Origin of the sequence: Kitasatospora terrestris, from assembly GCF_039542905.1 — a bacterium.
GTDB lineage: Bacteria > Actinomycetota > Actinomycetes > Streptomycetales > Streptomycetaceae > Kitasatospora > Kitasatospora terrestris.
In genome coordinates this window covers 5945434-5966975 of sequence record NZ_BAABIS010000001.1, presented here as the reverse complement: position 1 = coordinate 5966975, position 21542 = coordinate 5945434, and the positions used below count along the sequence as shown (strand labels likewise).

The following is a 21542-nucleotide window of genomic DNA, read 5'->3' as shown; positions in this document are numbered from 1 at the left end:
CCGGGCACGGCCGAGGGCCCGCCACCCCGGTCGGGGTGACGGGCCCTCGGGACGCGGAGGCCTACTCGGGGTCGATCTTCGGGTACTCGCGGGTCGGCTCGACGCGCGGGCGGGCGGCCTGCTTGTCGGTGTCGACCGGGCGCGGGCCGGCCGCCGGGTCGACCGGGACGCGGGAGGCGGCGGGAGCCGCGCCGTTGCCGCCGCCGGTCACGCCCTGGAAGGCACCGCCGAGGCCCTTGAGCGCGTCGCCGACCTCGCTGGGGATGATCCACAGCTTGTTGGCGTCGCCCTTGGCCAGCTCGGGCAGGGTCTGCAGGTACTGGTAGGCGAGCAGCTTCTGGTCGGCGTCGCCCTCGTGGATGGCCTCGAACACGGTCCGGATCGCGGCGGCCTCACCGTCGGCCTTGAGCACGGCGGCCTGCGCCTCGCCCTCGGCCTGCAGGACGGCGGCCTGCTTCTCGCCCTCGGCGCGCAGGATCTGGGCCTGCCGGGCGCCCTCGGCGGTGAGGATCGCGGCGCGCTTGTCGCGGTCGGCGCGCATCTGCTTCTCCATCGAGTCCTGGATGGAGGTCGGCGGCTCGATCGCCTTCAGCTCGACCCGGTTGACCCGGATGCCCCAGCGGCCGGTGGCCTCGTCCAGCACGCCGCGCAGACCGGCGTTGATCACCTCGCGCGAGGTGAGGGTGGACTCCAGGTCCATCGAGCCGATGATGTTGCGCAGCGTGGTGACGGTCAGCTGCTCGATCGCCTGGATGTAGCTGGCGACCTCGTAGGTGGCCGCCCGCGGGTCGGTGACCTGGTAGTAGATGACGGTGTCGATGTTGACGACGAGGTTGTCCGAAGTGATCACCGGCTGCGGCGGGAACGGGACGACCTGCTCACGGAGGTCGATCCGGTTCCGGATGGTGTCGATGAACGGCACCACGATGTTGAGGCCGGCGCTGAGCGTGCGGGTGTAGCGGCCGAAGCGCTCCACGATCGCGGCGCTGGCCTGCGGGATCACCTGGATCGTCTTGATCAGCGCGATGAAGGCCACCACGACCAGGACGACCAGCACGATGAGGACGGGTTCCAACGCTTCTCCCCTAGACGACCAGGGCGGTGGCGCCCTGGATTGCGACGACGTCGACCTGCTGCCCCGGCTCGTACTCGATGCCCGGGTTGAGCGCGCGGGCCGACCAGATCTCGCCGTTCAGCTTGATCCGCCCGCCCTCCCCGTCGACTTTCTCCTGTACCACTGCGGTGGCGCCCACGAGCGCCTCGATCCCGGTCCGGATCTCCGGTGCCTGCTTGAGCTGGCGGTAGGCGATCGGCCGGATGAACACCAACTGCGCCACCGACACCGCGACGAACACCAGGAACTGCAGCACGACCCCGCCGCCGAGCCCGGCGGTGAGGGCGGCCGCACCGGCGCCTATCGCGAACATCGCGAATTCGGGCATCGCGGTGAGCACCAGCGGGATGCCCAGGCCGACGGCGGCGAGGAGCCACCAGATCCAGCTGTCCACGGGGTCCATCCTAGGGAGGGGAACGGTCTCGCCGTGTGGCTTCCCGCAGGTGGAGCGACGGAAACCGGCCGCTTGTACGACCGGTCCCGGGTTCAGGGCAGTTCAGTTGTTCAGTGGGCCGTGGTCCGGCGTTCAGCCGAGCGGCAGACCCTGGGCGGACCAGCGGTCGCCGTGGCGCTCCAGGGTGAGCGGCAGGCCGAAGCAGAGCGAGAGGTTGCGGGCCGTCAGCTCGGTGTCGATCGGGCCGGCCGCCATCACCTTGCCCCGACGGATCATCAGCACGTGGGTGAAGCCCGGTGCGATCTCCTCGACGTGGTGGGTGACCATCACCATGGACGGCGCGTACTCGTCCTGGGCGAGGGCGCCGAGGCGGCGGACCAGGTCCTCGCGGCCGCCGAGGTCCAGGCCGGCGGCGGGCTCGTCCAGCAGCAGCAGCTCGGGGTCGGTCATCAGGGCGCGGGCGATCAGGGTGCGCTTGCGCTCGCCCTCGGAGAGGGTGCCGAACTTCCGCTCGGTGAACTTCGCCATGCCGAGCCGGTCGAGCAGCGCGAGCGCGCGGGCCTCGTCGGTCATGTCGTAGGTCTCCTGCCAGTGCACGGTCATCCCGTACGCGGCGGTGAGGACGGTCTGCAGCACGGTCTGGTCGGCGGGGAGCTTGTCGAACATCGCGGCGCTGGCCAGGCCGATCCGGGCGCGCAGCTCGAAGACGTCGACGCCGCCGAGCTTCTCGCCGAGCAGCGCGGCGCTGCCGGAGGTGGGGAAGAGGAAGCTGGAGGCGACCTGGAGCAGCGTGGTCTTGCCGGCACCGTTCGGGCCGAGGACGACCCAGCGCTCGCCCTCCTTGACGGACCAGGAGACGTGGTCGATGAGCGGGTACCCATCCCGCACAACGGATACGTCCACCAGCTCCAGCACGTCACTCATGCCCAATGCCTTCCCCAACGCAGAAATGTCGAGCCAAACCTACGCCACACGGTTGGGCGGGTTGTCCGTAGGCTGGCGGGATGCTGGGTTCTGCTGCCGACAATCCGTACCACGAGACACGTTCCGGGCGTCTGACGGCTTGGGGCAACGCGTTGCTGGGCGGGTTCGCGCCGCCCGACGACGCCGCGACCGCCGTGGCCGGGACCGACGACGCGCACCGGGTGACCGGTCTGCCCGGGGACGCGCCGGGCGAGGTGCACGGCCTCACCTGGGCGCTCGGCCGGCTGCGGGTGCAGGGGGTGAAGGGGCTGCGGCTGGCCCTGCCGGTGGCCGGCCACCCGCTGGGGCTGACCGGCCCGGCCTCGTTCAACTCGGCCGCGATGGGCGCCGGGGAGGCGGTGCTGGCGGTCGGGGTGCCGCTGGCCCTGGTGCCGGAGGTCGAGCGGTACGGGCCGGAGGGCGACCGCGGCGTGCGGGTGCTGTGGCAGTGCCACGTCGTCAACGACGCGCTGCCGGCCGACGTGCCGTCGCTGGACGAGGCCGAGCGGGAGCTGGCGGACGGCCTGCGGGAGGCCACCCGGCTGCTGGTGCGGCTCGACGTGGCGGGCGCCGGACCGGAGGCGCTGAAGGCGCTGGAGGCGTACCGGCGGCGCGGGCACAGCCAGGTGCTCGCCCCGGGGTACGGGCAGCGGGCGGTGCGCGTCCTGGAGTCGGCCCGGCAGGTCTCCGCGCTGCTGGGGATCGCCGCGGGCGGGCACGGCGCCGCGGTCAGCGCGACCGAGATGGCCGCGCGGCGGGAGGCGCTGGCCCCGCTGGAGCGCACCGCCCGGCGGGCGCAGGTCGCCGCCTACAACTCCTTCGTCGACGAGCCCCGCTGACCGTCAGGCCGGTCCGGCGGCGGACTGGTGGCGGACCGCCCACAGCGCCGCCTGGGTGCGGTCCGCCAGGTCCAGCTTCATCAGGATGTTGGAGACGTGCGTCTTCACCGTCTTCTCCGACAGGTGCAGGGCGCGGGCGATCTCCCGGTTGGAGCGGCCGTCCGCGATGTGGCCGAGGACCTCGCGCTCCCGGTCGGTGAGCGTGCCGCCGCGGCCCTGCGGGGCGCGCGGGCCGTCGTCGGAGAGCAGCGCCTCGGCGAGCTCCGGCTGGAGCAGGACGTGGCCGGCGTGCACCGAGCGGATCGCCCCCGCCAGCGCCTCCGGGTCGACGTCCTTGTACACGTACCCGGCGGCGCCGGCCCGCAGCGCGGGCACCATGGTGCGGTGCTCGGTGAAGCTGGTGACGATCAGCACCCGGGCGGCGGCCCCCTGCTCCTTGAGCAGTTTGAGCGCCTCGATGCCGTCCACGCCCGGCATCTTGAGGTCCATCAGGACCACGTCGGGCCGCAGGGCGGTGGTCCGCTCGACCGCCTCGGCGCCGTCCGCCGCCTCGCCGACCACCTCGATGTCGTCCTGCACCTCCAGGAAGGTCCGCAGGCCGCGGCGGACCACCTGGTGGTCGTCGACCAGCAGCACGCGGATCGGTGGCACGGAGTCAGGCACCGGGGACCTCCATCTCGACGACCGTCCCCGCACCGGGGGCGGAATCCAGGGTGAGCCTGCCGCCGACGCCCTCCGCGCGGTCCCGCATCGACACCAGGCCCAGGTGCCGGCCCGCCCGGCGGACCGACTCCGGGTCGAAGCCGCGGCCGTCGTCGGCGATCCGCAGCCGGGCGCCGCGCCGGTCGGTGCCGGTCAGGCGGACGGTGACGGCCCCGGCGCCGGCGTGGCGCAGCGCGTTGTGCAGCGCCTCCTGGGCGACCCGCAGCAGGGCCGACTCCTGCGCGGCGGGCAGGGCGCGGACGCCGTCCGCGGTGAAGGTGACGGTGGCGCTGTGCGCGCGGTCCAGCACCTGGACCTGGCTGGCGAGCGTCGCCACCAGGCCGTCCTCCTCCAGCGCGGCCGGGCGCAGTTCGATCACCACGGCGCGCAGTTCGTCCGCCGCCTCGGCGGCGAGCTTGGCGACCTCGGCGAGCTCGGCGCGGGCCCGCGCCGGGTCGCGGTCGACCAGGGTGGCGGCGGCCTTGGCGGTCAGCCGCAGCGAGAACAGCTTCTGCGAGACCGCGTCGTGCAGGTCGTGGGCGATCCGGGAGCGCTCGCCGGCCAGGGTGAGCTCGCGGCTGCGCTCGTACAGGCGGGCGTTGGCCAGGGCGAGGGCGGCGTGCGCGACCAGGATGCGCAGCAGCTCCTCGTCGTGGTCGGTGAAGCCGCCGTCCTTGTTGGCCAGGAAGAGGGCGCCGACGATCTCGCCGTCGTCCACGATCGGCATGCCCAGGAAGTCGGTCATCTCCGGGTGCGCCTGGGGCCAGCCCCCGAAGGCGGCCGCCGTGCGGACGTCGGTGAGGCGGGTCGGCGTCAGCTCGTGCAGCATCGTCGCCAGCACCCCGTGCTGGCGCGGCAGCGGCCCGATCGCCCGCCACTGCTCGTCGCTGACCCCGTCCACCACGAACTGGGCGAACCCGCCGTGGTCGTCCGGCACGCCCAGCGCGGCGTACTGCGCGCCCAGCAGCTCACGCGCCGACGCGGTGATCCGCCGCAGCACCTCCCGCACCTCCAGGTGCCGGCTCATCGCCAGCACCGCGGCGCTCACCGCCTCGATCCCCGCCAGCGACGGATCGCACCCGGACTCCTCCTCGCACCCCATCCCCTCACGCTACCGCCGCCCCGCTCGGTGCCGCGTCGGCCACGAGAAGGGGGCGGCCCCGGGTCCGAAGACCTAGGTCCGCCCCCTCGTCGGGTCGGGTCGCGACGTCAGCCCTTCTGCATGACCTCGGGCTCGTGGCGCTTCTGGAGGCGCTGGATGAGGAAGGCCAGGGCGGTGGAGATCAGGACCAGGACGAGGCAGTCGAGGAACCAGATGCCGGCCGAGTGGTCCCAGAGGGTGTCGATCGGGGGTTCCTTCTGCTGGACGACCGGCGCGATGTGGGCGAGGTCAAGGGTGGTGCCGATGGCGGCGACGCCCCAGCGGCCGGGCATCAGCCAGGCGAGCTGCTCCAGGCCGGGCTTGTCGAAGACCTGGAAGATCGCGCCGGTGAAGACCAGCTGGACGATGGCGAACATGACCAGCAGCGGCATGGTCTTCTCGGCGGTCTTGACCAGCGAGGAGATGACCAGGCCGACCATCATCGAGGTGAAGCTGAGCAGGACGACGCCGACGCCCATCTCGATGGCGGGGGCGTGGGTGAGGACCAGGCCCTCGGTGGGCAGCTTGCGGAACCCGAAGGCGATCCCGGCGATGATCGCGCCCTGCAGGAAGCTGATCGCGCCGAGCACGATGATCTTCGACATCACGTACGCCGACCGGGAGAGCCCGGTGGCGCGTTCGCGTTCGTAGATCGCCCGTTCCTTGATCAGCTCACGGACCGAGTTGGCCGCGCCGGACAGGCAGGCGCCGAACGCGACGACCAGCAGGATCATCGCGGCGATGGTGTTGCGGCCGAGCGGCCCGTCGCCGGCCGCCAGGCCGTGCTTGGCCGGGATCACGGTGGAGACCGCGCCGAGGACCAGCGGCAGCAGCACCGACAGGGCGATGAAGCCCTTGTCGGACGCGATCACCGACAGGTAGCGGCGGATCAGCGTCCACAGCTGGGAGCCCCAGCTCTGCGGCTTGGGCGGCAGCATCCGGGTCATCACGTTGGGCTGCGCCTGGACGGCGACCGCGTCCGCGTTGGCGGAGTACTGCTGGTAGTGGACGGAGTTGCGGTAGCGGCCGGCCCAGTCGTGGTCCGGGTAGTTCTCGAAGGCCTGGAAGACGTCGGCCCAGGTCTCGTACCCGAAGAAGTGCAGGGCCTCGGCCGGCGGGCCGAAGTACGCCACCGAGCCGCCGGGGGCCATCACCAGCAGGCGGTCGCAGAGCGCCAGCTCGGCGACCGAGTGGGTGACGACGAGGACGGTGCGGCCGTCGTCGGCGAGGCCGCGCAGGGTCTGCATGACCTCGCGGTCCATGCCCGGGTCGAGGCCGGAGGTGGGCTCGTCGAGGAAGATCAGCGACGGCTTGGTGAGCAGTTCGAGGGCGACCGAGACGCGCTTCTGCTGGCCGCCGGAGAGGGCGGTGATGCGGTTGTCGGCGCGCTTGTCGAGGCGCAGCTCGTACAGCACCTCGTCGATCCGGCGCTCGCGCTCGGCGGCCTCGGTGTCGCCGGGGAAGCGCAGCCGGGCGGCGTACTTGAGGGCGGTGCGGACGGTGAGTTCCTTGTGCAGGATCTCGGACTGCGGGACCAGGCCGATGCGCGAGCGGAGCTCGGCGAACTGCCGGTACAGGTTGCGGCCGTCGTACAGCACGTCGCCGCGGTCGGCGGGCCGGTAGCCGGTGAGGGCGCGCAGCAGGGTGGACTTGCCGGAGCCGGACGGGCCGATCACGGCGATCAGGGACTTCTCCGGGACGGAGAAGGAGACGTCGTTGAGCAGGACCTTCTTGCCGCCCTTGTGCTCGACCTCGACGGTCAGGTGCTGGGCGGAGAAGGTGACGGCGCCGGTGTCGACGAACTCCTGCAGCTGGTCGCCGACCAGCACGAAGGAGGAGTGGCCGACGGTGAGCCGGTCCTGCGGCCCCATCAGCTGCCGGGTGACCGGCTGGCCGTTGAGGAAGATCCCGTTGTGGCTGCCGAGGTCGACGATCTCCCAGCGGCCGTCCGGGAGTTGGCGCAGTTCGGCGTGGTGGCGGGAGACCTGGAGGTCGGAGACGACGATGTCGTTGTCCAGGGCACGGCCGATCCGGATGGTGCGCATGCCCGCGGTGAGGCTGCGCACCATGGTCGGGTTGCCGAGGCCGGCCACGGGCTGCGGCTGGGCCGGGACGCCCTGCTGCTGCGGGAAGCCGGGCCGCGGGGTGGGCGCGTCCCACTGCTGGCGGACCGGCGGGTGGGCCGGCGGCTGGTTCGGCGGCGGCGCCTGGACGGCGGCCTCCCAGGCCTGCGGCTGCGGCTGCGCGGGCGCGGGCGCGTTGGCCCGGCTGGTGACCGCCTCGTGGATGCCGAGCTGGTGCGCGGCGGCCGGGGCGAGGAACGCCAGCCGGGGGCCGTTCTGCCCGTTGCCGAGGTGGATCACCGTGCCGGGGTACACCGGCAGCTGCTGCGTCCGGACCCCCTCGGCGAACGTCCCGTTCGTGGAACCATGGTCCGTGTACTGCCAGTTGGCCCCGTCGAAGGTGACGCTGGCGTGCCGCCAGGAGACCCTGGCGTCGTCGAACGGGAAATCCGCGTTCGGATCCCGCCCGATGGTGTAGGCGCGGCCGGGTTCGAGCACCCGCTGCCGTCCGTCGATCTCAAGTACGAGTTGCGGCACTGTCCGCCCGCCCCGCTCTCCGGTCCCCCGGGTGTTCCTTCATCTGACGCTCGGAATCATTCCAGTCGCGACGGCGCGGGTGAAAGTCCGGCCCGCCGACTGTGACCGGGTGGCAACAGAGCACCCCACCTGGGGGGACGGGACGGGGACGGGACGGGGACGGGATGTCCCAGGGGGCGGACGGGTGGCGTGGCCCGGGCGGGCGGCCCGGTAGCGTGGGGGGCACCATGAATGCGACTGATCCGGCCGCTGAGGCCCTCCCCGCCCCGCAGCCGCCGCGGACCGACGAGCGCACCCTGCTGGTGAAGGTGTTCGGCAAGGACCGTCCGGGCATCACCGCGGGTCTGTTCGCCGCGCTCGGCGCGTTCGGTGTCGAGGTGATCGACATCGAGCAGATGGTCACCCGTGGCCGGATAACGCTGTGCGCGCTGGTCATCCCGCCGCCCGGCCCGGGTGCCGAGGGCGCCCTGCGGGTGACCGTGCACCGCTGGGCCGAGGAGTTCAAGCTCCAGGCCGAGATCATCTCCGGCCTCGGCGACAACCTGCCGCGCCGCGAGGGCCGCTCGCACGTCACGGTGCTGGGCCACCCGCTGACCGCCGCCGCGGTGGCCGCGCTGACCGGCCGGATCTCCGGGGCTGGCGGCAACATCGACCGCGTCTTCCGGCTCGCCAAGTACCCGGTGACCGCCGTGGAGCTGGCCGTCTCCGGTGTCGCCACCGAGGAGCTGCGCGCCCTGCTGGCCACCGAGGCGGCCGCCCAGCGGGTGGACATCGCGGTGGTGCAGGCCGGTCTGCACCGCCGGGCCAAGCGCCTGGTGGTGATGGACGTGGACTCCACGCTGATCCAGGACGAGGTGATCGAGCTCTTCGCCGCGCACGCCGGCTGCGAGGAGAAGGTGGCCGAGGTGACCGCCGCGGCGATGCGCGGCGAGCTGGACTTCGCCGAGTCGCTGCGCGCCCGGGTGGCGCTGCTGGCCGGCCTGGACGCCTCGGTGACCGAGAAGGTCCGCGCCGAGGTCCGGCTGACCCCGGGCGCCCGGACGCTGATCCGCACCCTGCAGCGCCTGGGCTACCAGGTGGCCATCGTCTCCGGCGGCTTCACCCAGGTCACCGACCACCTGGTGGAACTGCTCGGGCTGGACTTCGCGGCCGCCAACACCCTGGAGATCGAGGACGGGAAGTTCACCGGCCGGGTCACCGGCGAGATCGTGGACCGCGCGGGCAAGGCCCGCTGGCTGGCCAGGTTCGCCGAGCAGGCGAAGGTGCCGCTGGAGCAGACGGTGGCGATCGGCGACGGCGCCAACGACCTGGACATGCTGAACGCGGCCGGCCTGGGCGTGGCCTTCAACGCCAAGCCGGTGGTCCGGGAGGCCGCGGACACCGCGGTCAACGTACCGTTCCTGGACACCGTGCTCTACCTGCTGGGGATCACCCGCGAGGAGGTCGAGGCGGCCGACGCGCTGGACGGCACCCCGACCGAGTGACGCGGTGCCGGAGGGCCGGGGTCCGCGCGGACCCCGGCCCTCCGGCACCGCCGGGACGCCGCTACTCGGTGGGCGGCGTGTGGTACGAGTCGAGCCGGGCCACGCCGGGCTCCACCAGCTTCCACGGCCCCCGGAAGCTGAGCACCACCACCGCGGACGGCGGGAAGCCGCCGAGCCGCAGCCGGTTGAGCGCGTCCGGGTCGCCGTCGTCGCCGGCCAGGATCTGGGTCAGGCCGAGCACCCCCGGGTTGTGGCCGACCAGCAGCAGGTCGGCGTGGTCCTCCGGGGTCTCCTGCAGGACCTCGATGATCTGGCCCGGCTGGGCCTCGTACACCCGGTCCTCGTAGACCGTCTTGCGGGGGCGCTTGGGCAGCTCGTGGGCGACCAGCTTCCACGTCTCGCGGGTGCGCAGGGCGGTGGAGCAGAGCACGTAGTCGGGGTTGATGCCGGAGTCGACGAGCCAGCGGCCGGCCTCGGTGGCCTGGGTGCGGCCGCGGTCGGCCAGCGGCCGCTCGTGGTCGGCCACCTGGTTCGGCCAGTCGGCCCGGGCGTGACGGAGAACGATGATCCTACGAGGGGGCGTATCGGCGTCCATACCCCCAGAGCTTCGCAGAAAATCCGCGCCCGGGCGCGGGCTCCGGCGAGCTGCCACCCCCACGGGTGGGGGTCGGCGTTCAACCGTCGTTCAGCCCATGTTCTGCGCGACGACCGCGATGATCGAGATGACCACCGCGATGGCGGCGATCAGGCCGAGCATCTGCAGCAGCTTCTTCCGGCCGTCGGTGGGGTTCGGGTCGAGGACTGGCATGGCGCCGAGCCTAACCGACGGCCTCGTCCTCGATGAACCGGGCCCGGGCCGCCCGGGAGCCGACCAGGATCTGCGGCACCAGCAGCAGCGCCAGCAGGCCCAGCGGCAGGTACCACCGGCCGGTGTGCTGGTACAGCGCGCCGATCAGGATCGGGCCGGGGATGGAGATCAGGTACCCCAGGCTCTGCGCGAACGCCGAGAGCTGCGCCACCCCGCCCGCCGTCCGGGCCCGCAGCCCGAGCATGGTCAGCGCCAGCGGGAAGGCGCACATCGACAGGCCCACCAGCACCGCCCACAGCCAGGACGCCGTGCCCGCGGCCAGCATCAGGCCGAGGAAGCCGGTGATCCCGCACAGGCCCAGCACCAGCACGAAAAGCCGCTGGTCACCGCGCCGGGCGGCTAGGTTCGGCAGCACGAACGACGCCGGGACGCTCACCGCCATGACCACCGCCAGCAGCACCCCGGACGCCCCGGCCGAGACCCCGGCGTCCTGGTAGATCTTCGGCAGCCAGCCCATGGTGGCGTACGCGCTGGTGGACTGCAGGCCGAAGAAGAGCGCCAGCGCCCACGCGGTGCGGCTGCGGACGATCGGCAGCTTGGCGGCCTGCCGCGTCGCCGCCCGCTCGCCGCGCTCGCGGTGGACCAGTGCCACCACCAGCCAGACCGCCAGCGCCACGGCGGCCACGGCGCCCCAGACCCCGAGGCCGAGCCGCCAGTCGCCGCCGAGCGCGTCGGTCAGCGGGACGGTGGTGGCGGCGGCCAGCGAGGTGCCGACCGACAGCGCCATCGAGTACATGCCGATCATCGGGCCGACCCGGTCCGGGAAGTACCGCTTGATGATCACCGGCAGCAGCACGTTGGCGACCGCCACGCCGGCCAGCGCGACCGCGGTCAGCAGCAGGAAGAGCGCCGTGGAGCCGGTGAAGGAGCGGGCCACCACGCCCAGCGTGATCGCGCCCGTGCCGGCCGCGACCACCACGATCGGGCCGACCCGGCGGGCCAGCGCGGGCGCGGCGACGCCGAACACCGCGAAGCAGAGCGAGGGCACGGCGGCCAGCAGGCCGGCCACCGTCGCGCTCATCCCGAGGTCCGCCTGGACCTGCTTGAGCAGCGGGCCGAGGCTGGTGACCACGGGGCGCAGGTTGAGCGCGGCGAGCGCGATGGCGGCGATCAGCAGCCACGCGGCGGACTTAGGGCGGGTGGGGAGCGCCGAGCGCTCGGTGCGCGTCTGGTGGGCGGTAGCCGCTGGGGTAGGCATGCGCCCCATCATAGAATGATGGGATGAATTCAGGCACACCGGTATTCTGGTGGCCCTGACCACATCACGAGGAGAGTCCGTTGGCGCTGTCGACGACCCGCCGCACCCCGCTGTCCGACCAGGTGATCGCCCAGCTGCGGGCGCAGATCACCTCGGGCGAGTGGCCGGTCGGCTCCCGGATCCCCACCGAGGCGGAGCTGGTCGAGCAGCTGGGCGTCGCCCGCAACACCGTGCGCGAGGCGGTCCGGGCGCTGGCCCACAACGGGCTGCTGGACATCCGGCAGGGCTCGGGCACCTACGTGCTCGCCACCAGCGAGCTCGCCGGGGTGATGCACCGGCGCTTCGCCGACGCCGACCAGGCGCAGGTCGCGGAGCTGCGGGCCACCCTGGAGACCTCGGCGGCCGGGCTGGCCGCCGTCCGGCGCACCGAGCGGGACCTGGAGCTGCTGGCCGCCGCGCTGGGGCGGCGCGAGGACGCCTGGCACTCCGGCGACGCGGAGGACTTCGTCCAGGCGGACGCGGCGTTCCACCAGGCGGTGGTGGCGGCGGCGCACAACGACGTGCTGGCGGCGGTGTACGCGGATCTCGGCGAGGTCATGCGGGCGCACCTGCGGTACGACGTCGGCCCGGAGCTGGTCGCGGACCGCTACGTGTCCCACGACGGGATCCTGGACGCGGTCCGCGCGCGCGACGCGTCCCGCGCGTCGGTCGAGGCCGGCCGCGCCATCGGCGCCTGCCGGGAGTAGCGCGACGGGCCCGGTCCGCCGCGGCGGACCGGGCCCGGGCCCGTCATGGGGAGGCGATCAGGCGCCGATCGCGTGCAGGCCGCCGTCGACGTGGACGATCTCGCCCGTGGTCTTCGGGAACCAGTCGCTCAGCAGGGCGACGACGCCGCGGGCGGTCGGCTCCGGGTCGGTCAGGTCCCACTTGAGCGGGGAGCGGACGTCCCAGGTGGCGGCCAGGTCGCCGAAGCCCGGGATGGACTTGGCGGCCATCGAGCCGAGCGGGCCGGCCGAGATCAGGTTGCAGCGGATGTCCCGCTCGCCCAGGTAGCGCGCCAGGTAGCGGTTGGTGGCCTCCAGCGCGGCCTTGGCCGGGCCCATCCAGTCGTACTGCGGCCAGGCGAACTGCGCGTCGAAGGTGAGGCCGACGACCGAGCCGCCGTCCTGCATCAGCGGGAGCAGCGCCGTGGTGAGCGACTTCAGCGAGTACGCGGAGACGTGCATGGCGGTGGCCACGGACTCCCACGGCGTGTTCATGAAGTTGCCGCCGAGCGCGTCCTGCGGGGCGAAGCCGATGGAGTGGACGACGCCGTCCAGGGTCGGCAGGGTCTCGCGGACCTTGTCGGCGAGGCCCTCCAGGTGCTCCGCGTTGGAGACGTCCAGCTCCAGCACCTGCACGGGCTTGGGGAGCTTCTTGGCGACGCGCTCGGTCAGGCTGGGGCGGGGCCACGCGGTGAGGATGATCTCGGCGCCCTGCTCCTGGGCCAGCCGCGCGGTGTGGAAGGCGATGGAGGACTCCATCAGCACACCCGTGATGAGGATGCGCTTGCCCTCGAGGATTCCACTCATGTTCAGTGACCCATGCCCAATCCGCCGTCGACGGGAATGACGGCTCCGGTGATGTACGCGGCCTCGTCCGAGGACAGGAACCGCACGGCCGAGGCGATCTCGGCGGGGGCGGCGTAGCGGCCGAGCGGCACGCCCGCCACGATCTCCTTGCGGCGCTCCTCGGTGAGCACCGCGGTCATGTCGGTGTCCACGAAGCCGGGGGCGACCACGTTGACCGTGATGTTGCGCGAGCCGAGCTCACGCGCCAGCGAACGGGCGAAGCCGACCAGGCCGGCCTTCGAGGCGGCGTAGTTGGCCTGGCCCGGGGAGCCGGTGAGGCCGACGACCGAGGAGATCAGCACGATGCGGCCCTTGCGGGCGCGCAGCATCTTCGCCGACGCCCGCTTGACCACGCGGAAGGTGCCGGTCAGGTTGGTGTCGAGGACGGACGTGAAGTCCTCCTCGGACATCCGGAGCAGCAGCGTGTCCTTGGTGATGCCCGCGTTGGCCACCAGGACCTCGACCGGGCCGTGCGCGGCCTCGATCTCGGTGAAGGCCGCCTCGACCGCCGCGGCGTCGGTGATGTCCGCGCGGACGGCGATCACCTCGTACTTGGCCAGTTCGGCCGGGACCTCGCCCGAACGGCTGGTGATCGCGACCTTGTCACCGTTCTCGGCGAAGGCCTGGGCAATCGCGAGGCCGATGCCCCGGTTGCCTCCGGTGACGAGAACCGAGCGGCTCAACGGTCCACCTCTCTCCTGTTTGCACGCGTCTTCACCGCGACGCTATCGGTCGCGCCCAACGACCGGCGCAGTGGCCTCCGACAGGCCGTCCGCCCGAGATCTGTGGCATCCCGACAATGCGTGCACCCACCGCCCGGACGCCGGTCGTCGGGAACACCCGGCGCCGCACAGGCGTTGGGTCGAGGGCTCCCGGAACCAGCCGGCGGCCCCCTGGAGACGTCCAGGACGACGCGAACGTGGAGTTTCCCGGATGAGCGACCGACACCCTGGCCGACGGTCCCGACTTCTCGCCCTGACCGCGGCGGCGGCCGCCGCCGGGGCGGTGGCGTGGTCGCTGCGCGACCTGCCGGCCGCGTTCGGGCGCAGGCCCGACCCGCTGGACCCGCGGGTGCGCAACTCGCCGCAGTTCCGGGACGGGGTGTTCCACAACGCGCCGTCCGAGCTGGCCCGCAAGGGCGCCGAGCGGCCGGACTCCGACGCGGTACGCCGGATGCTGTTCGAGCGGGCCGGCCGGGTGCCGAGCGGTCCGGTGCCGATGGCCCGGCCGGAGCCGGTGGAGCAGGCGGCCGCCGGTGTCGAGGTGGTCTGGTACGGCCACGCGTCGGCGCTGGTGGAGGTGGAGGGCAGCCGGGTGCTGCTGGACCCGATCTGGTCCGACCGCTGCTCCCCCGCCGCGCAGGTCGGTCCGAAGCGGCTGCACCCGATGCCGGTGGAGCTGACGGAGCTCCCGCCGGTGGACGCGGTGCTGATCTCGCACGACCACTACGACCACCTGGACATGGCGACGGTCAAGCGGCTGGTCGACCTGCAGTCCGCGCCGTTCGCGGTGCCGCTGGGCATCGGCGGCCACCTGCGCCGCTGGGGCGTGCCGGAGCACCGGATCATCGAGCTGGACTGGGACGAGACCTGCACGCTCGGCGAGCTCACCCTGACGCTGACCTCCGCGCACCACTTCTCCGGCCGCGGCCTGACCCGGAACACCACGCTGTGGGGCTCCTGGGTGATCGCCGGGCCGTCCCGGAAGGTGTTCTACACCGGTGACTCCGGCTACTTCGAGGGCTACGCCCGGATCGGCGAGCAGCACGGCCCGTTCGACGCGGCGCTGGTGCAGGTCGGCGCGTACGACGAGGCGTGGGCGGACATCCACATGACGCCGGAGGACGCGGTGCGGGCGCACCAGGACCTGCGCGCGGAGCTGATGATCCCGGTCCACTGGTGCACCTTCAACCTGGGCATCCACCCGTGGGCGGAGCCGATCGAGCGGCTGCTCGCGGAGGCGAAGCAGCAGGCGGTGCCGCTCGCCGTCCCGCGCCCGGGCCAGCGGGTGGACGTGGACAGCCCGCCGGAGCTCGACGGCTGGTGGGAGACCGTTTCCTGACGCGGCCGCGGACGGGCGGGCGGCCCGGGGCCGCCCGCCCGTCCGGCAGCTCCTACTGGAATCCGCGCCCGCCGGTCGCCCCGTCGCCGAGCGCGCCGCCGGCCGCCCCGCCACCGGCCGCACCGCCGCTGCCGCCGCCCTGGGCGCCGACCCGGTCGACCGCGGCCGCGGCCAGGGTCTGCAGCTTCTTCGCGGCGTCGGCGTCGACGTCCGTGGCGGTGCGCAGGATGTCGGCCATCCGCCGGCTGATCTCCTCGGCCTGCTGCTGGAGCACGATCGCCTGCTGCGGGTCGTCCTGCGGCTCGTCCGGACGACGGCTCAGGCTGCCGTCCTCGCCGACCAGCCAGCCGGCGGCCTCGGCCCGGGAGACCAGGTCGTCCATCTGTTCCTTGGCGCGCTCCAGGTCGACGCCGGCGTGGTCGAGCGTCTCGGCGGTGTCCCGCAGCAGCCCCTCCCCGTTGGCGAGCCGCAGCTGGGTGTCGTAGAGCGGTGCCTCGGCCTGCTGGGCGGCGTTGCCGGTCCAGCCCTCGGCCGCCGGCCGCACCACCCGGTCCCGCCACTGCGGCTCGTACTGGACGAACCGCTCGGCCTCGCCGCGGTAGGCCTGGGCCGCGGCCCGCAGCCGGCCGGGCTGTGATGCTCGTAGCGTCGCGAAGTCCATCGTTCCCCCGTCAGCCTGCGGCACCGGCACCGTGCAGGTGGTGGATGCTCTCCTGGTCCGCCCTCCGGTAGCGGTCGGCCGTCTCGATCAGTTTGTTGCCCTGCTGGTCCATGTCCACCGACAGCCGGTCGAGTGCCACCTGCCAGCTGTCGGTGAGCACCCCGAGCGAGTCCTCGGTGGCGAAGCCGTTGATCCCGGACCCGGCCTCCTCACCGGCTCTGGCCAGGCCGCCCCGCCCCTGGGGCACCTGATGGGACAGGTCCTGGGCCGAGCGGCCCGCCCGGTCGAGCACGGGCGGGTCGACGCTGAAGCCCGCTGACGGGCTCTCTTCACCGGGTCGCATCGTCGAAATCCCCCTCCGTCGGCGCCTGAAGATCATTCAACCACTGCGTGCACCGGCGGCGGTCCCCGGCCTCCCGCTCCGGCTGACACGCCGTGGGGAAATTCCCTGGCTCGATTCCCCCTGGACGGGAATGATGCGATCGGAGATTCCTGCCCGACACCGACCCAGGGAGCCCGATGCCGCCCTCCGCCGTCGACCCACAGTTCCTCGCCTATCCGCTGCACGCGCTGGCCGACGCCGCCCTCACCCGGGCGCGCGAACTCGGCGCCGCGCACGCGGACTTCCGCCTGGAGCGGGTCCGCTCCGCGTCCTGGCGGCTGCGCGACGCCCGGCCCTCCGGCTCCTCGGACTCGGTGCAGCTCGGCTTCGCCGTCCGGGTGCTGCTGGACGGCGCCTGGGGCTTCGCCGCCGGCGTCGACCTGACCGCGGCCGCCGCGGCGAAGGTCGCCGAGCAGGCCGTGGCGGTGGCCCGGCTGTCCGGCGGGATCAGCCGCGCGGCGGGTTCGGCCGATCCGGTCGAGCTGGCGCCCGAGCCGGTGTACGCCGACGCCACCTGGGTGTCGGCGTACGAGGTCAACCCGTTCGAGGTGCCGGACGCGGAGAAGACCGGTCTGCTCGCCGAGTGGAGCGGCCGGCTGCTGGCGCACGACGCCGTCTCGCACGTCGCCGCCGCGCTGCTGACCGTGCAGGAGAACAAGTTCTACGCGGACACCGCGGGCACCGTCACCACCCAGCAGCGGATCCGGCTGCACCCGTGGCTGGAGGCGACCGCCGTCGACGAGAAGTCCGGCGCCTTCGACTCGATGCGCACCATCGCCCCGCCGGCCGGCCGCGGCTTCGAGTACCTGCGGGGCACCGGCTGGGACTGGAACGCCGAACTCGCCGAGCTGCCCGAGCTGCTGGCCGAGAAGATGAAGGCCCCCTCGGTCACCGCCGGCCCGCTGGACCTGGTGATCGACCCGTCCAACCTGTGGCTGACCATCCACGAGTCGATCGGCCACGCCACCGAGCTCGACCGGGCCCTCGGCTACGAGGCCGCCTACGCGGGCACCTCGTTCGCCACCTTCGACAGGCTCGGCTCGCTCAAGTACGGCTCCGAGCTGATGCACGTCACCGGTGACCGCACCGCCGAGCACGGCCTGGCCACCATCGGCTACGACGACGAGGGCGTGGCCACCCAGTCCTGGGACCTGGTCAAGGACGGCGTCCTGGTCGGTTACCAGCTGGACCGCCGGATGGCGCAGCTGAAGGGCCTCGGCCGCTCCAACGGCTGCGCCTTCGCCGACTCCCCCGCGCACGTCCCGGTGCAGCGGATGGCCAACGTCTCGCTCCAGCCGGTGGCCGGCGGCCCCGACACCGCCGGGCTCATCTCACAGGTGGAGGACGGCCTGTACATCGTGGGCGACCGCTCCTGGTCGATCGACATGCAGCGGTACAACTTCCAGTTCACCGGCCAGCGGGCGTACGCGATCCGCGGCGGCGAACTGGCGGGCCAGGTCAAGGACTTCGCGTACCAGGCCACCACCACCGACTTCTGGGGCTCGATGAGCGCCGTCGGCGGCCCGCAGACCTACGTCCTGGGCGGCGCCTTCAACTGCGGCAAGGCCCAGCCGGGCCAGGTCGCCGCGGTCAGCCACGGCTGCCCGTCCGCGCTGTTCCGGAACGTCAACGTGCTCAACACCCAGCAGGAGGCGGGTCACTGATGTCCACCACGCACCCCCACGAGCTGGTCGAGCGAGCGCTGGAGCTGTCCCAGGCGGACGGCTGCGTGGTGATCGCCGACGAGGAGTCCACCGCCAACCTGCGCTGGGCGGGCAACGCGCTCACCACCAACGGCGTCACCCGCAGCCGCCGGCTCACCGTGATCGCCACCGTCGACCGGGTCGAGGGCACCGCCACCGGCGTGGTCTCCCGCGAGGCGGTGACCCTGGACGAGGTGGAGTCGCTGGTCCGGGCGGCCGAGCAGGCCGCGCTCGGCGCCGAGCCCGCCGAGGACGCCCAGCCGCTGATCGAGGGCCGACCCGCCGACCCGCGGTTCACCGAGCCGCCGGCCGAGACCTCCATCGAGGTGTTCGCCGCCTTCGCGCCCGCCCTCGGCGAGGCCTTCGCCCGCGCCCGCGCCGCCGGCGAGCTGCTGTACGGCTTCGCCCGGCACGAGGTCACCTCCAGCTACCTCGGCACCTCCACCGGCCTGCGGCTGCGCCACGACCAGCCGACCGGCACGGTCGAGCTCAACGCCAAGACCGCCGACCTGACCGGCTCCGCCTGGGCCGGCGCCGCCACCCGGGACTTCACCGACGTGGACGTCGCGGACCTGCACGCCCAGCTCACCCAGCGGCTCGGCTGGGGCCAGAAGCGGATCGACCTGCCGGCCGGCCGGTACGAGGCGCTGCTGCCCCCGTCCGCCGTCGCCGACCTGCTGGTCTACCTCAGCTGGTCGTCCGGCGCCCGGGACGCCGCGGAGGGCCGGTCGGTCTTCTCCAAGGCCGGCGGAGGCACCCGGGTCGGCGAGCGGCTCAGCCCGCTGCCGCTCACGCTGCGCTCCGACCCGGCCGAGCCCGGCCTGGAGGCCGCGCCGTTCGTCATCACCCACTCCTCGGGCGAGAACGACTCGGTGTTCGACAACGGGCACCCGCTCACCCCGACCGACTGGATCCGCGAGGGCGAGCTCGCCAACCTGCTCACCACCCGGCACTCCGCGACCATCGCCGGGCTGCCGCTCACCCCGCCGGTGGACAACCTGGTGCTGGAGACCACCGCGCCCGACGCCCCGACGCTGGCGGAGATGATCGCGCGGACCGAGCGCGGGCTGCTGCTCACCTGCCTCTGGTACATCCGCGAGGTCGACCCGGCGACGCTGCTGCTCACCGGTCTCACCCGGGACGGCGTGTACCTGGTCGAGAACGGCGAGGTGGTCGGCGCGGTCAACAACTTCCGGTTCAACGAGTCGCCGGTCGACCTGCTCGGTCGGATCACCGAGGTGGGCCGCACCGAGCGCTGCCTCCCGCGCGAGTGGGGCGACTGGTTCACCCGTGCGGCGATGCCGCCGGTCCGCGTCCCGGACTTCAACATGAGCTCGGTGAGCCAGGCTTCGTAGCGCGGTAAATGGGGCGCGGGGACCTCCCCCGCGCCCCTATCGTGGCTCGGCGTGGATGAGAAACGCACCGTCCGTGCCTCCAAGAACCTCTCCCGCATCCTGCGGCACGACCCCGGTTCCGTCGGCCTGGCCCTGGACGCCGCCGGGTGGGTCGGGGTCCAGGAGCTGCTCGCGGCGCTCGCGCGACAGGGACGCCCGCTGACCCGGGCCGAGCTGGACCACGTGGTGGCCACCAACAACAAGCGCCGGTTCGCGTTCTCCGAGGACGGCCGGTCGATCCGGGCCAGCCAGGGCCACACCGTCGAGGTGGACCTCGGGCTGCCGGCCACCGCCCCGCCCGCCGTGCTGTACCACGGCACCACCACCCGCTACCTGGACGCGATCCTGCACGAGGGCCTGCGCCCGATGAGCCGGCAGGACGTGCACCTCTCCGCCGACACGGAGACCGCCGTCCGGGTGGGCTCGCGGCACGGCCGCCCGGTGGTGCTGATCGTGGACGCGGCCGCGATGGCCGCCGCCGGCCACGAGTTCCGGGTGAGCGCCAACGGCGTGTGGCTGACCGACGCCGTCCCTCCGGAGTACCTGCGCCCCACCCCTGCTTCCGGGCGGGTGTGAGGCGGCGTACCGTGAAGAGGCCGTATCCCGCGGACGGGTGCGGACACGGACGAGGGCGGTAGGACATGGGCAAGCGCACCGGCAACGCTGAGGTGCACCGGATCACGGGGGCTCGCAGCAGCCTGACCGAGGACGTCCGGGGGCGCCAGCGGCGCTACGTGATCTCGATGCTGATCCGCACCGTGTGCGTGATCCTGGCCGTGGTGCTGTGGGACGTCCAGCGCTACCTGGCGGTGGCCGCGCTGATCGGCGGCGCACTGCTGCCGTACTTCGCGGTGCTGATCGCCAACGCGGGCCGGGAGAGGGCGCCGGGCCTGCCGAGCACCTTCGCGATCTCCCCGGAGACCCCGCTGATGCTGGGTCCGGGCGGCACCGGGGGGCGCGGGGCGGCGCCCGAGAACTCGACCTCGGACTGAGCAACCCTCAAGAGCACTGCCCGGCATGTCCGGTTATGCAGGCATATGGCAAGCGGAAACCTCAAACCTAGCTCAAATTAATCATGAAAGCGGCGCCCGCTCGGCCCTCGCGGCGTGCCATACTTCCTTAGCGCTCCGCATCCCCCGTCGGAGCGACAGACCGACGCCGGGCAGCTCCCCCCGTGGCTGCCCGGCGTCGTCATGCCCGGAATATGATCACTCGCATGGACATCCCCTCGCTCCCCCTCTTCGGCCCGGCGGACGGCCCGGACGGCCCCCCGGTCTGCTCGGCGAAGGGCTGCCGGCAGCCCGCGCAGTGGGTCCTGGTCTGGAACAACCCGAAGCTGCACACCCCGGACCGGCGCAAGACCTGGCTCGCCTGCGAGGAGCACCGCGAGAGCCTCGGCCAGTTCCTCGGCGTGCGCGGCTTCCTCAAGGAGACCGTCCCGCTCGACGGCTTCGAGGGCTAGACCCCCTGGCCCTCGGCTCAGAAAGTGTTGGGTAATCGGATGATTACTCGTTCTTGAGGTCGTCGGCGAGGCGGCGGGCCGCTTCGGTCTCGATGGGACCGTGCGGTTCGATCTCCTCGCCGGCGAGGCGGGCGGCCATGAGCCGGATCATCGCGACCTTGATCATCGCTTCGGCGTGCGCGGTCTTGCGCTCGTAGTCCCGTGCCAACCGTCTGCACCGTCCCAGCCAGGAGAATGTCCGCTCGACCACCCACCTGCGGGGCAGTACCTGGAACCCTTTCACATCGGCGTTGCGCGGCACCGCAACGATCTCCAGCCCTTCGTGCTCGGCCGCCCAGCCGACCAGTCCCGCGTCGACCACGTTCACGTATCCGCCGTCCACCCAGACCAGCCCGACCTGCGGAAACGAGCTCCGGATCCCGGCGAGAACCAACTTCGCGCCCGCCCGGTCCTGCACCGAGGCCGAGTGCACCACCGCCCGCAGCACCAGTCCGCAGGTGTCCACCAGCAGGTGCCGCTTGCGGCCCCGCACCCGTTTGCCGGCGTCGTAGCCGACCGCCTGCCCGCCCTGGTGGCTGCGGGCGGACTGCGAGTCCAGCACCGCCGCCGAGGGCTGCGGATCCCGCCCGTCCGCCACCCGCACCCGCTCGCGCAGCGTGTCGTGGACCCGGTTCCAGGTGCCGTCCGCAGTCCAGGCCCGGAACCACCGGTAGGCCGCGTCCCACGGGGCCAGATCGTGCGGCACCAACCGCCAGGCGCAACCGCTGACCAGCACATACAGCACCGTGTCCACGACCAGCCGGCGCGGGAACTTCAGCGGCCGACCCGCCCTGCGCGGATCCCGCACCGGCAGCAGCGGCTCGATCACCGCCCACTGGGCATCCGTCAACGACGAGGAATAGGAAGGCTTGCACGCACAGACACACATGGCGGTGATCTTCACGGACACCGTGGCCGCAAAGATCA

General features: G+C 72.9%; 23 protein-coding genes. 9 read left to right on the top strand and 14 right to left on the bottom strand.

Annotated features, from left to right (window positions below):
- Window positions 1-61 precede the first annotated feature (61 nt).
- The 3 genes from ABEB06_RS27395 to ABEB06_RS27385 all read right to left on the bottom strand — a co-directional run bounded on the left by ABEB06_RS27395 (window position 62) and on the right by ABEB06_RS27385 (window position 2432).
- The gene (locus ABEB06_RS27395; RefSeq protein WP_345699560.1) at window positions 62-1075 is read right to left on the bottom strand and encodes an SPFH domain-containing protein; all 1014 of its coding nucleotides are present in this window, start codon (window positions 1073-1075) and stop codon (window positions 62-64) included.
- Window positions 1076-1085: 10 nt separating this feature from the next.
- Entirely contained in the window at window positions 1086-1517 is a 432-nt protein-coding gene (locus tag ABEB06_RS27390) for an NfeD family protein (protein ID WP_345699559.1), read from the bottom strand.
- A gap of 123 nt (window positions 1518-1640) precedes the next feature.
- Window positions 1641-2432, bottom strand: a complete 792-nt coding sequence (locus tag ABEB06_RS27385) for an ABC transporter ATP-binding protein (RefSeq protein WP_345699558.1) — start codon at window positions 2430-2432, stop codon at window positions 1641-1643.
- Window positions 2433-2512: 80 nt separating this feature from the next.
- Here ABEB06_RS27385 and ABEB06_RS27380 point away from each other — a divergent pair, with 80 nt between their 5' ends.
- Entirely contained in the window at window positions 2513-3310 is a 798-nt protein-coding gene (locus ABEB06_RS27380) for a hypothetical protein (RefSeq protein ID WP_345699557.1), read from the top strand.
- A 3-nt stretch (window positions 3311-3313) separates the two neighbouring features.
- On the opposite strand, the gene ABEB06_RS27375 is transcribed toward ABEB06_RS27380, so the two are convergent.
- From ABEB06_RS27375 to ABEB06_RS27365, 3 genes are all read right to left on the bottom strand, one after another.
- Window positions 3314-3973, bottom strand: a complete 660-nt coding sequence (locus ABEB06_RS27375) for a response regulator (RefSeq protein ID WP_345699556.1) — start codon at window positions 3971-3973, stop codon at window positions 3314-3316.
- Complete coding sequence (locus ABEB06_RS27370) at window positions 3966-5114, bottom strand: GAF domain-containing sensor histidine kinase (protein ID WP_345699555.1); 1149 nt, start codon at window positions 5112-5114, stop codon at window positions 3966-3968. Before ABEB06_RS27370 ends, ABEB06_RS27375 begins: the two co-directional genes overlap by 8 nt.
- Before the next feature lie 107 nt (window positions 5115-5221).
- A complete protein-coding gene (locus tag ABEB06_RS27365; protein ID WP_345699554.1) occupies window positions 5222-7753 on the bottom strand; it encodes an FHA domain-containing protein in 2532 nt (843 codons plus the stop codon).
- A 227-nt stretch (window positions 7754-7980) separates the two neighbouring features.
- Here ABEB06_RS27365 and serB point away from each other — a divergent pair, with 227 nt between their 5' ends.
- The gene (gene serB / locus ABEB06_RS27360; RefSeq protein ID WP_345699553.1) at window positions 7981-9237 is read left to right on the top strand and encodes a phosphoserine phosphatase SerB; all 1257 of its coding nucleotides are present in this window, start codon (window positions 7981-7983) and stop codon (window positions 9235-9237) included.
- 61 nt (window positions 9238-9298) lie between these two features.
- Here serB and ABEB06_RS27355 read toward each other — a convergent pair whose 3' ends face one another.
- From ABEB06_RS27355 to ABEB06_RS27345, 3 genes are all read right to left on the bottom strand, one after another.
- The gene (locus tag ABEB06_RS27355; protein WP_345699552.1) at window positions 9299-9832 is read right to left on the bottom strand and encodes a SixA phosphatase family protein; all 534 of its coding nucleotides are present in this window, start codon (window positions 9830-9832) and stop codon (window positions 9299-9301) included.
- Between the two features lie 90 nt (window positions 9833-9922).
- Entirely contained in the window at window positions 9923-10045 is a 123-nt protein-coding gene (locus ABEB06_RS27350) for an SGM_5486 family transporter-associated protein (protein ID WP_345699551.1), read from the bottom strand.
- Between the two features lie 10 nt (window positions 10046-10055).
- Window positions 10056-11312, bottom strand: coding sequence for an MFS transporter (locus tag ABEB06_RS27345; protein ID WP_425559705.1), 1257 nt, complete (start codon window positions 11310-11312; stop codon window positions 10056-10058).
- A 71-nt stretch (window positions 11313-11383) separates the two neighbouring features.
- On the opposite strand from ABEB06_RS27345, the gene ABEB06_RS27340 reads away from it, so the two are divergent.
- The gene (locus ABEB06_RS27340) at window positions 11384-12049 is read left to right on the top strand and encodes a FadR/GntR family transcriptional regulator (protein WP_345699549.1); all 666 of its coding nucleotides are present in this window, start codon (window positions 11384-11386) and stop codon (window positions 12047-12049) included.
- A gap of 57 nt (window positions 12050-12106) precedes the next feature.
- On the opposite strand, the gene fabI is transcribed toward ABEB06_RS27340, so the two are convergent.
- Window positions 12107-12874, bottom strand: a complete 768-nt coding sequence (gene fabI, locus ABEB06_RS27335; RefSeq protein ID WP_345699548.1) for an enoyl-ACP reductase FabI — start codon at window positions 12872-12874, stop codon at window positions 12107-12109.
- A gap of 2 nt (window positions 12875-12876) precedes the next feature.
- On the bottom strand, window positions 12877-13596 hold the full coding sequence (fabG, locus tag ABEB06_RS27330) for a 3-oxoacyl-[acyl-carrier-protein] reductase (protein ID WP_345699547.1): 720 nt from the start codon (window positions 13594-13596) through the stop codon (window positions 12877-12879).
- Window positions 13597-13846: 250 nt separating this feature from the next.
- On the opposite strand from fabG, the gene ABEB06_RS27325 reads away from it, so the two are divergent.
- Window positions 13847-14974 (top strand): MBL fold metallo-hydrolase, encoded by a 1128-nt coding sequence (locus tag ABEB06_RS27325; protein ID WP_345699546.1) that lies wholly within the window; start codon window positions 13847-13849, stop codon window positions 14972-14974.
- A gap of 52 nt (window positions 14975-15026) precedes the next feature.
- On the opposite strand, the gene ABEB06_RS27320 is transcribed toward ABEB06_RS27325, so the two are convergent.
- Entirely contained in the window at window positions 15027-15635 is a 609-nt protein-coding gene (locus ABEB06_RS27320; protein WP_345699545.1) for a hypothetical protein, read from the bottom strand.
- Window positions 15636-15645: 10 nt separating this feature from the next.
- On the bottom strand, window positions 15646-15978 hold the full coding sequence (locus ABEB06_RS27315) for a hypothetical protein (RefSeq protein ID WP_345699544.1): 333 nt from the start codon (window positions 15976-15978) through the stop codon (window positions 15646-15648).
- Between the two features lie 176 nt (window positions 15979-16154).
- Here ABEB06_RS27315 and ABEB06_RS27310 point away from each other — a divergent pair, with 176 nt between their 5' ends.
- From ABEB06_RS27310 to ABEB06_RS27290, 5 genes are all read left to right on the top strand, one after another.
- The gene (locus ABEB06_RS27310; RefSeq protein ID WP_345699543.1) at window positions 16155-17681 is read left to right on the top strand and encodes a TldD/PmbA family protein; all 1527 of its coding nucleotides are present in this window, start codon (window positions 16155-16157) and stop codon (window positions 17679-17681) included.
- On the top strand, window positions 17681-19075 hold the full coding sequence (locus tag ABEB06_RS27305; RefSeq protein WP_345699542.1) for a metallopeptidase TldD-related protein: 1395 nt from the start codon (window positions 17681-17683) through the stop codon (window positions 19073-19075). Before ABEB06_RS27310 ends, ABEB06_RS27305 begins: the two co-directional genes overlap by 1 nt.
- Window positions 19076-19126: 51 nt before the next feature.
- The gene (locus ABEB06_RS27300; protein ID WP_345699541.1) at window positions 19127-19690 is read left to right on the top strand and encodes an RNA 2'-phosphotransferase; all 564 of its coding nucleotides are present in this window, start codon (window positions 19127-19129) and stop codon (window positions 19688-19690) included.
- A gap of 65 nt (window positions 19691-19755) precedes the next feature.
- Window positions 19756-20106 (top strand): DUF3099 domain-containing protein, encoded by a 351-nt coding sequence (locus ABEB06_RS27295; protein ID WP_345699540.1) that lies wholly within the window; start codon window positions 19756-19758, stop codon window positions 20104-20106.
- A 224-nt stretch (window positions 20107-20330) separates the two neighbouring features.
- A complete protein-coding gene (locus ABEB06_RS27290) occupies window positions 20331-20576 on the top strand; it encodes a hypothetical protein (RefSeq protein ID WP_345699539.1) in 246 nt (81 codons plus the stop codon).
- A 43-nt stretch (window positions 20577-20619) separates the two neighbouring features.
- On the opposite strand, the gene ABEB06_RS27285 is transcribed toward ABEB06_RS27290, so the two are convergent.
- Window positions 20620-21504, bottom strand: coding sequence for an IS5 family transposase (locus ABEB06_RS27285; protein WP_345696298.1), 885 nt, complete (start codon window positions 21502-21504; stop codon window positions 20620-20622).
- Window positions 21505-21542 lie beyond the last annotated feature (38 nt).

Bases quoted from the DNA above. Each gene is read 5' to 3' on its own strand.
- ABEB06_RS27390 (WP_345699559.1), bottom strand. From the start codon at position 1,517: ATGGACCCCGTGGACAGCTGGATCTGGTGGCTCCTCGCCGCCGTCGGC.
- ABEB06_RS27385 (WP_345699558.1), bottom strand. From the start codon at position 2,432: ATGAGTGACGTGCTGGAGCTGGTGGACGTATCCGTTGTGCGGGATGGG.
- ABEB06_RS27380 (WP_345699557.1), top strand. From the start codon at position 2,513: ATGCTGGGTTCTGCTGCCGACAATCCGTACCACGAGACACGTTCCGGG.
- ABEB06_RS27370 (WP_345699555.1), bottom strand. From the start codon at position 5,114: ATGGGGTGCGAGGAGGAGTCCGGGTGCGATCCGTCGCTGGCGGGGATC.
- serB (WP_345699553.1), top strand. From the start codon at position 7,981: ATGAATGCGACTGATCCGGCCGCTGAGGCCCTCCCCGCCCCGCAGCCG.
- ABEB06_RS27355 (WP_345699552.1), bottom strand. From the start codon at position 9,832: ATGGACGCCGATACGCCCCCTCGTAGGATCATCGTTCTCCGTCACGCC.
- ABEB06_RS27350 (WP_345699551.1), bottom strand. From the start codon at position 10,045: ATGCCAGTCCTCGACCCGAACCCCACCGACGGCCGGAAGAAGCTGCTG.
- ABEB06_RS27345 (WP_425559705.1), bottom strand. From the start codon at position 11,312: ATGGGGCGCATGCCTACCCCAGCGGCTACCGCCCACCAGACGCGCACC.
- fabI (WP_345699548.1), bottom strand. From the start codon at position 12,874: ATGAGTGGAATCCTCGAGGGCAAGCGCATCCTCATCACGGGTGTGCTG.
- ABEB06_RS27325 (WP_345699546.1), top strand. From the start codon at position 13,847: ATGAGCGACCGACACCCTGGCCGACGGTCCCGACTTCTCGCCCTGACC.
- ABEB06_RS27320 (WP_345699545.1), bottom strand. From the start codon at position 15,635: ATGGACTTCGCGACGCTACGAGCATCACAGCCCGGCCGGCTGCGGGCC.
- ABEB06_RS27315 (WP_345699544.1), bottom strand. From the start codon at position 15,978: ATGCGACCCGGTGAAGAGAGCCCGTCAGCGGGCTTCAGCGTCGACCCG.
- ABEB06_RS27310 (WP_345699543.1), top strand. From the start codon at position 16,155: ATGCCGCCCTCCGCCGTCGACCCACAGTTCCTCGCCTATCCGCTGCAC.
- ABEB06_RS27305 (WP_345699542.1), top strand. From the start codon at position 17,681: ATGTCCACCACGCACCCCCACGAGCTGGTCGAGCGAGCGCTGGAGCTG.
- ABEB06_RS27295 (WP_345699540.1), top strand. From the start codon at position 19,756: ATGGGCAAGCGCACCGGCAACGCTGAGGTGCACCGGATCACGGGGGCT.
- ABEB06_RS27290 (WP_345699539.1), top strand. From the start codon at position 20,331: ATGGACATCCCCTCGCTCCCCCTCTTCGGCCCGGCGGACGGCCCGGAC.
- ABEB06_RS27285 (WP_345696298.1), bottom strand. From the start codon at position 21,504: ATGTGTGTCTGTGCGTGCAAGCCTTCCTATTCCTCGTCGTTGACGGAT.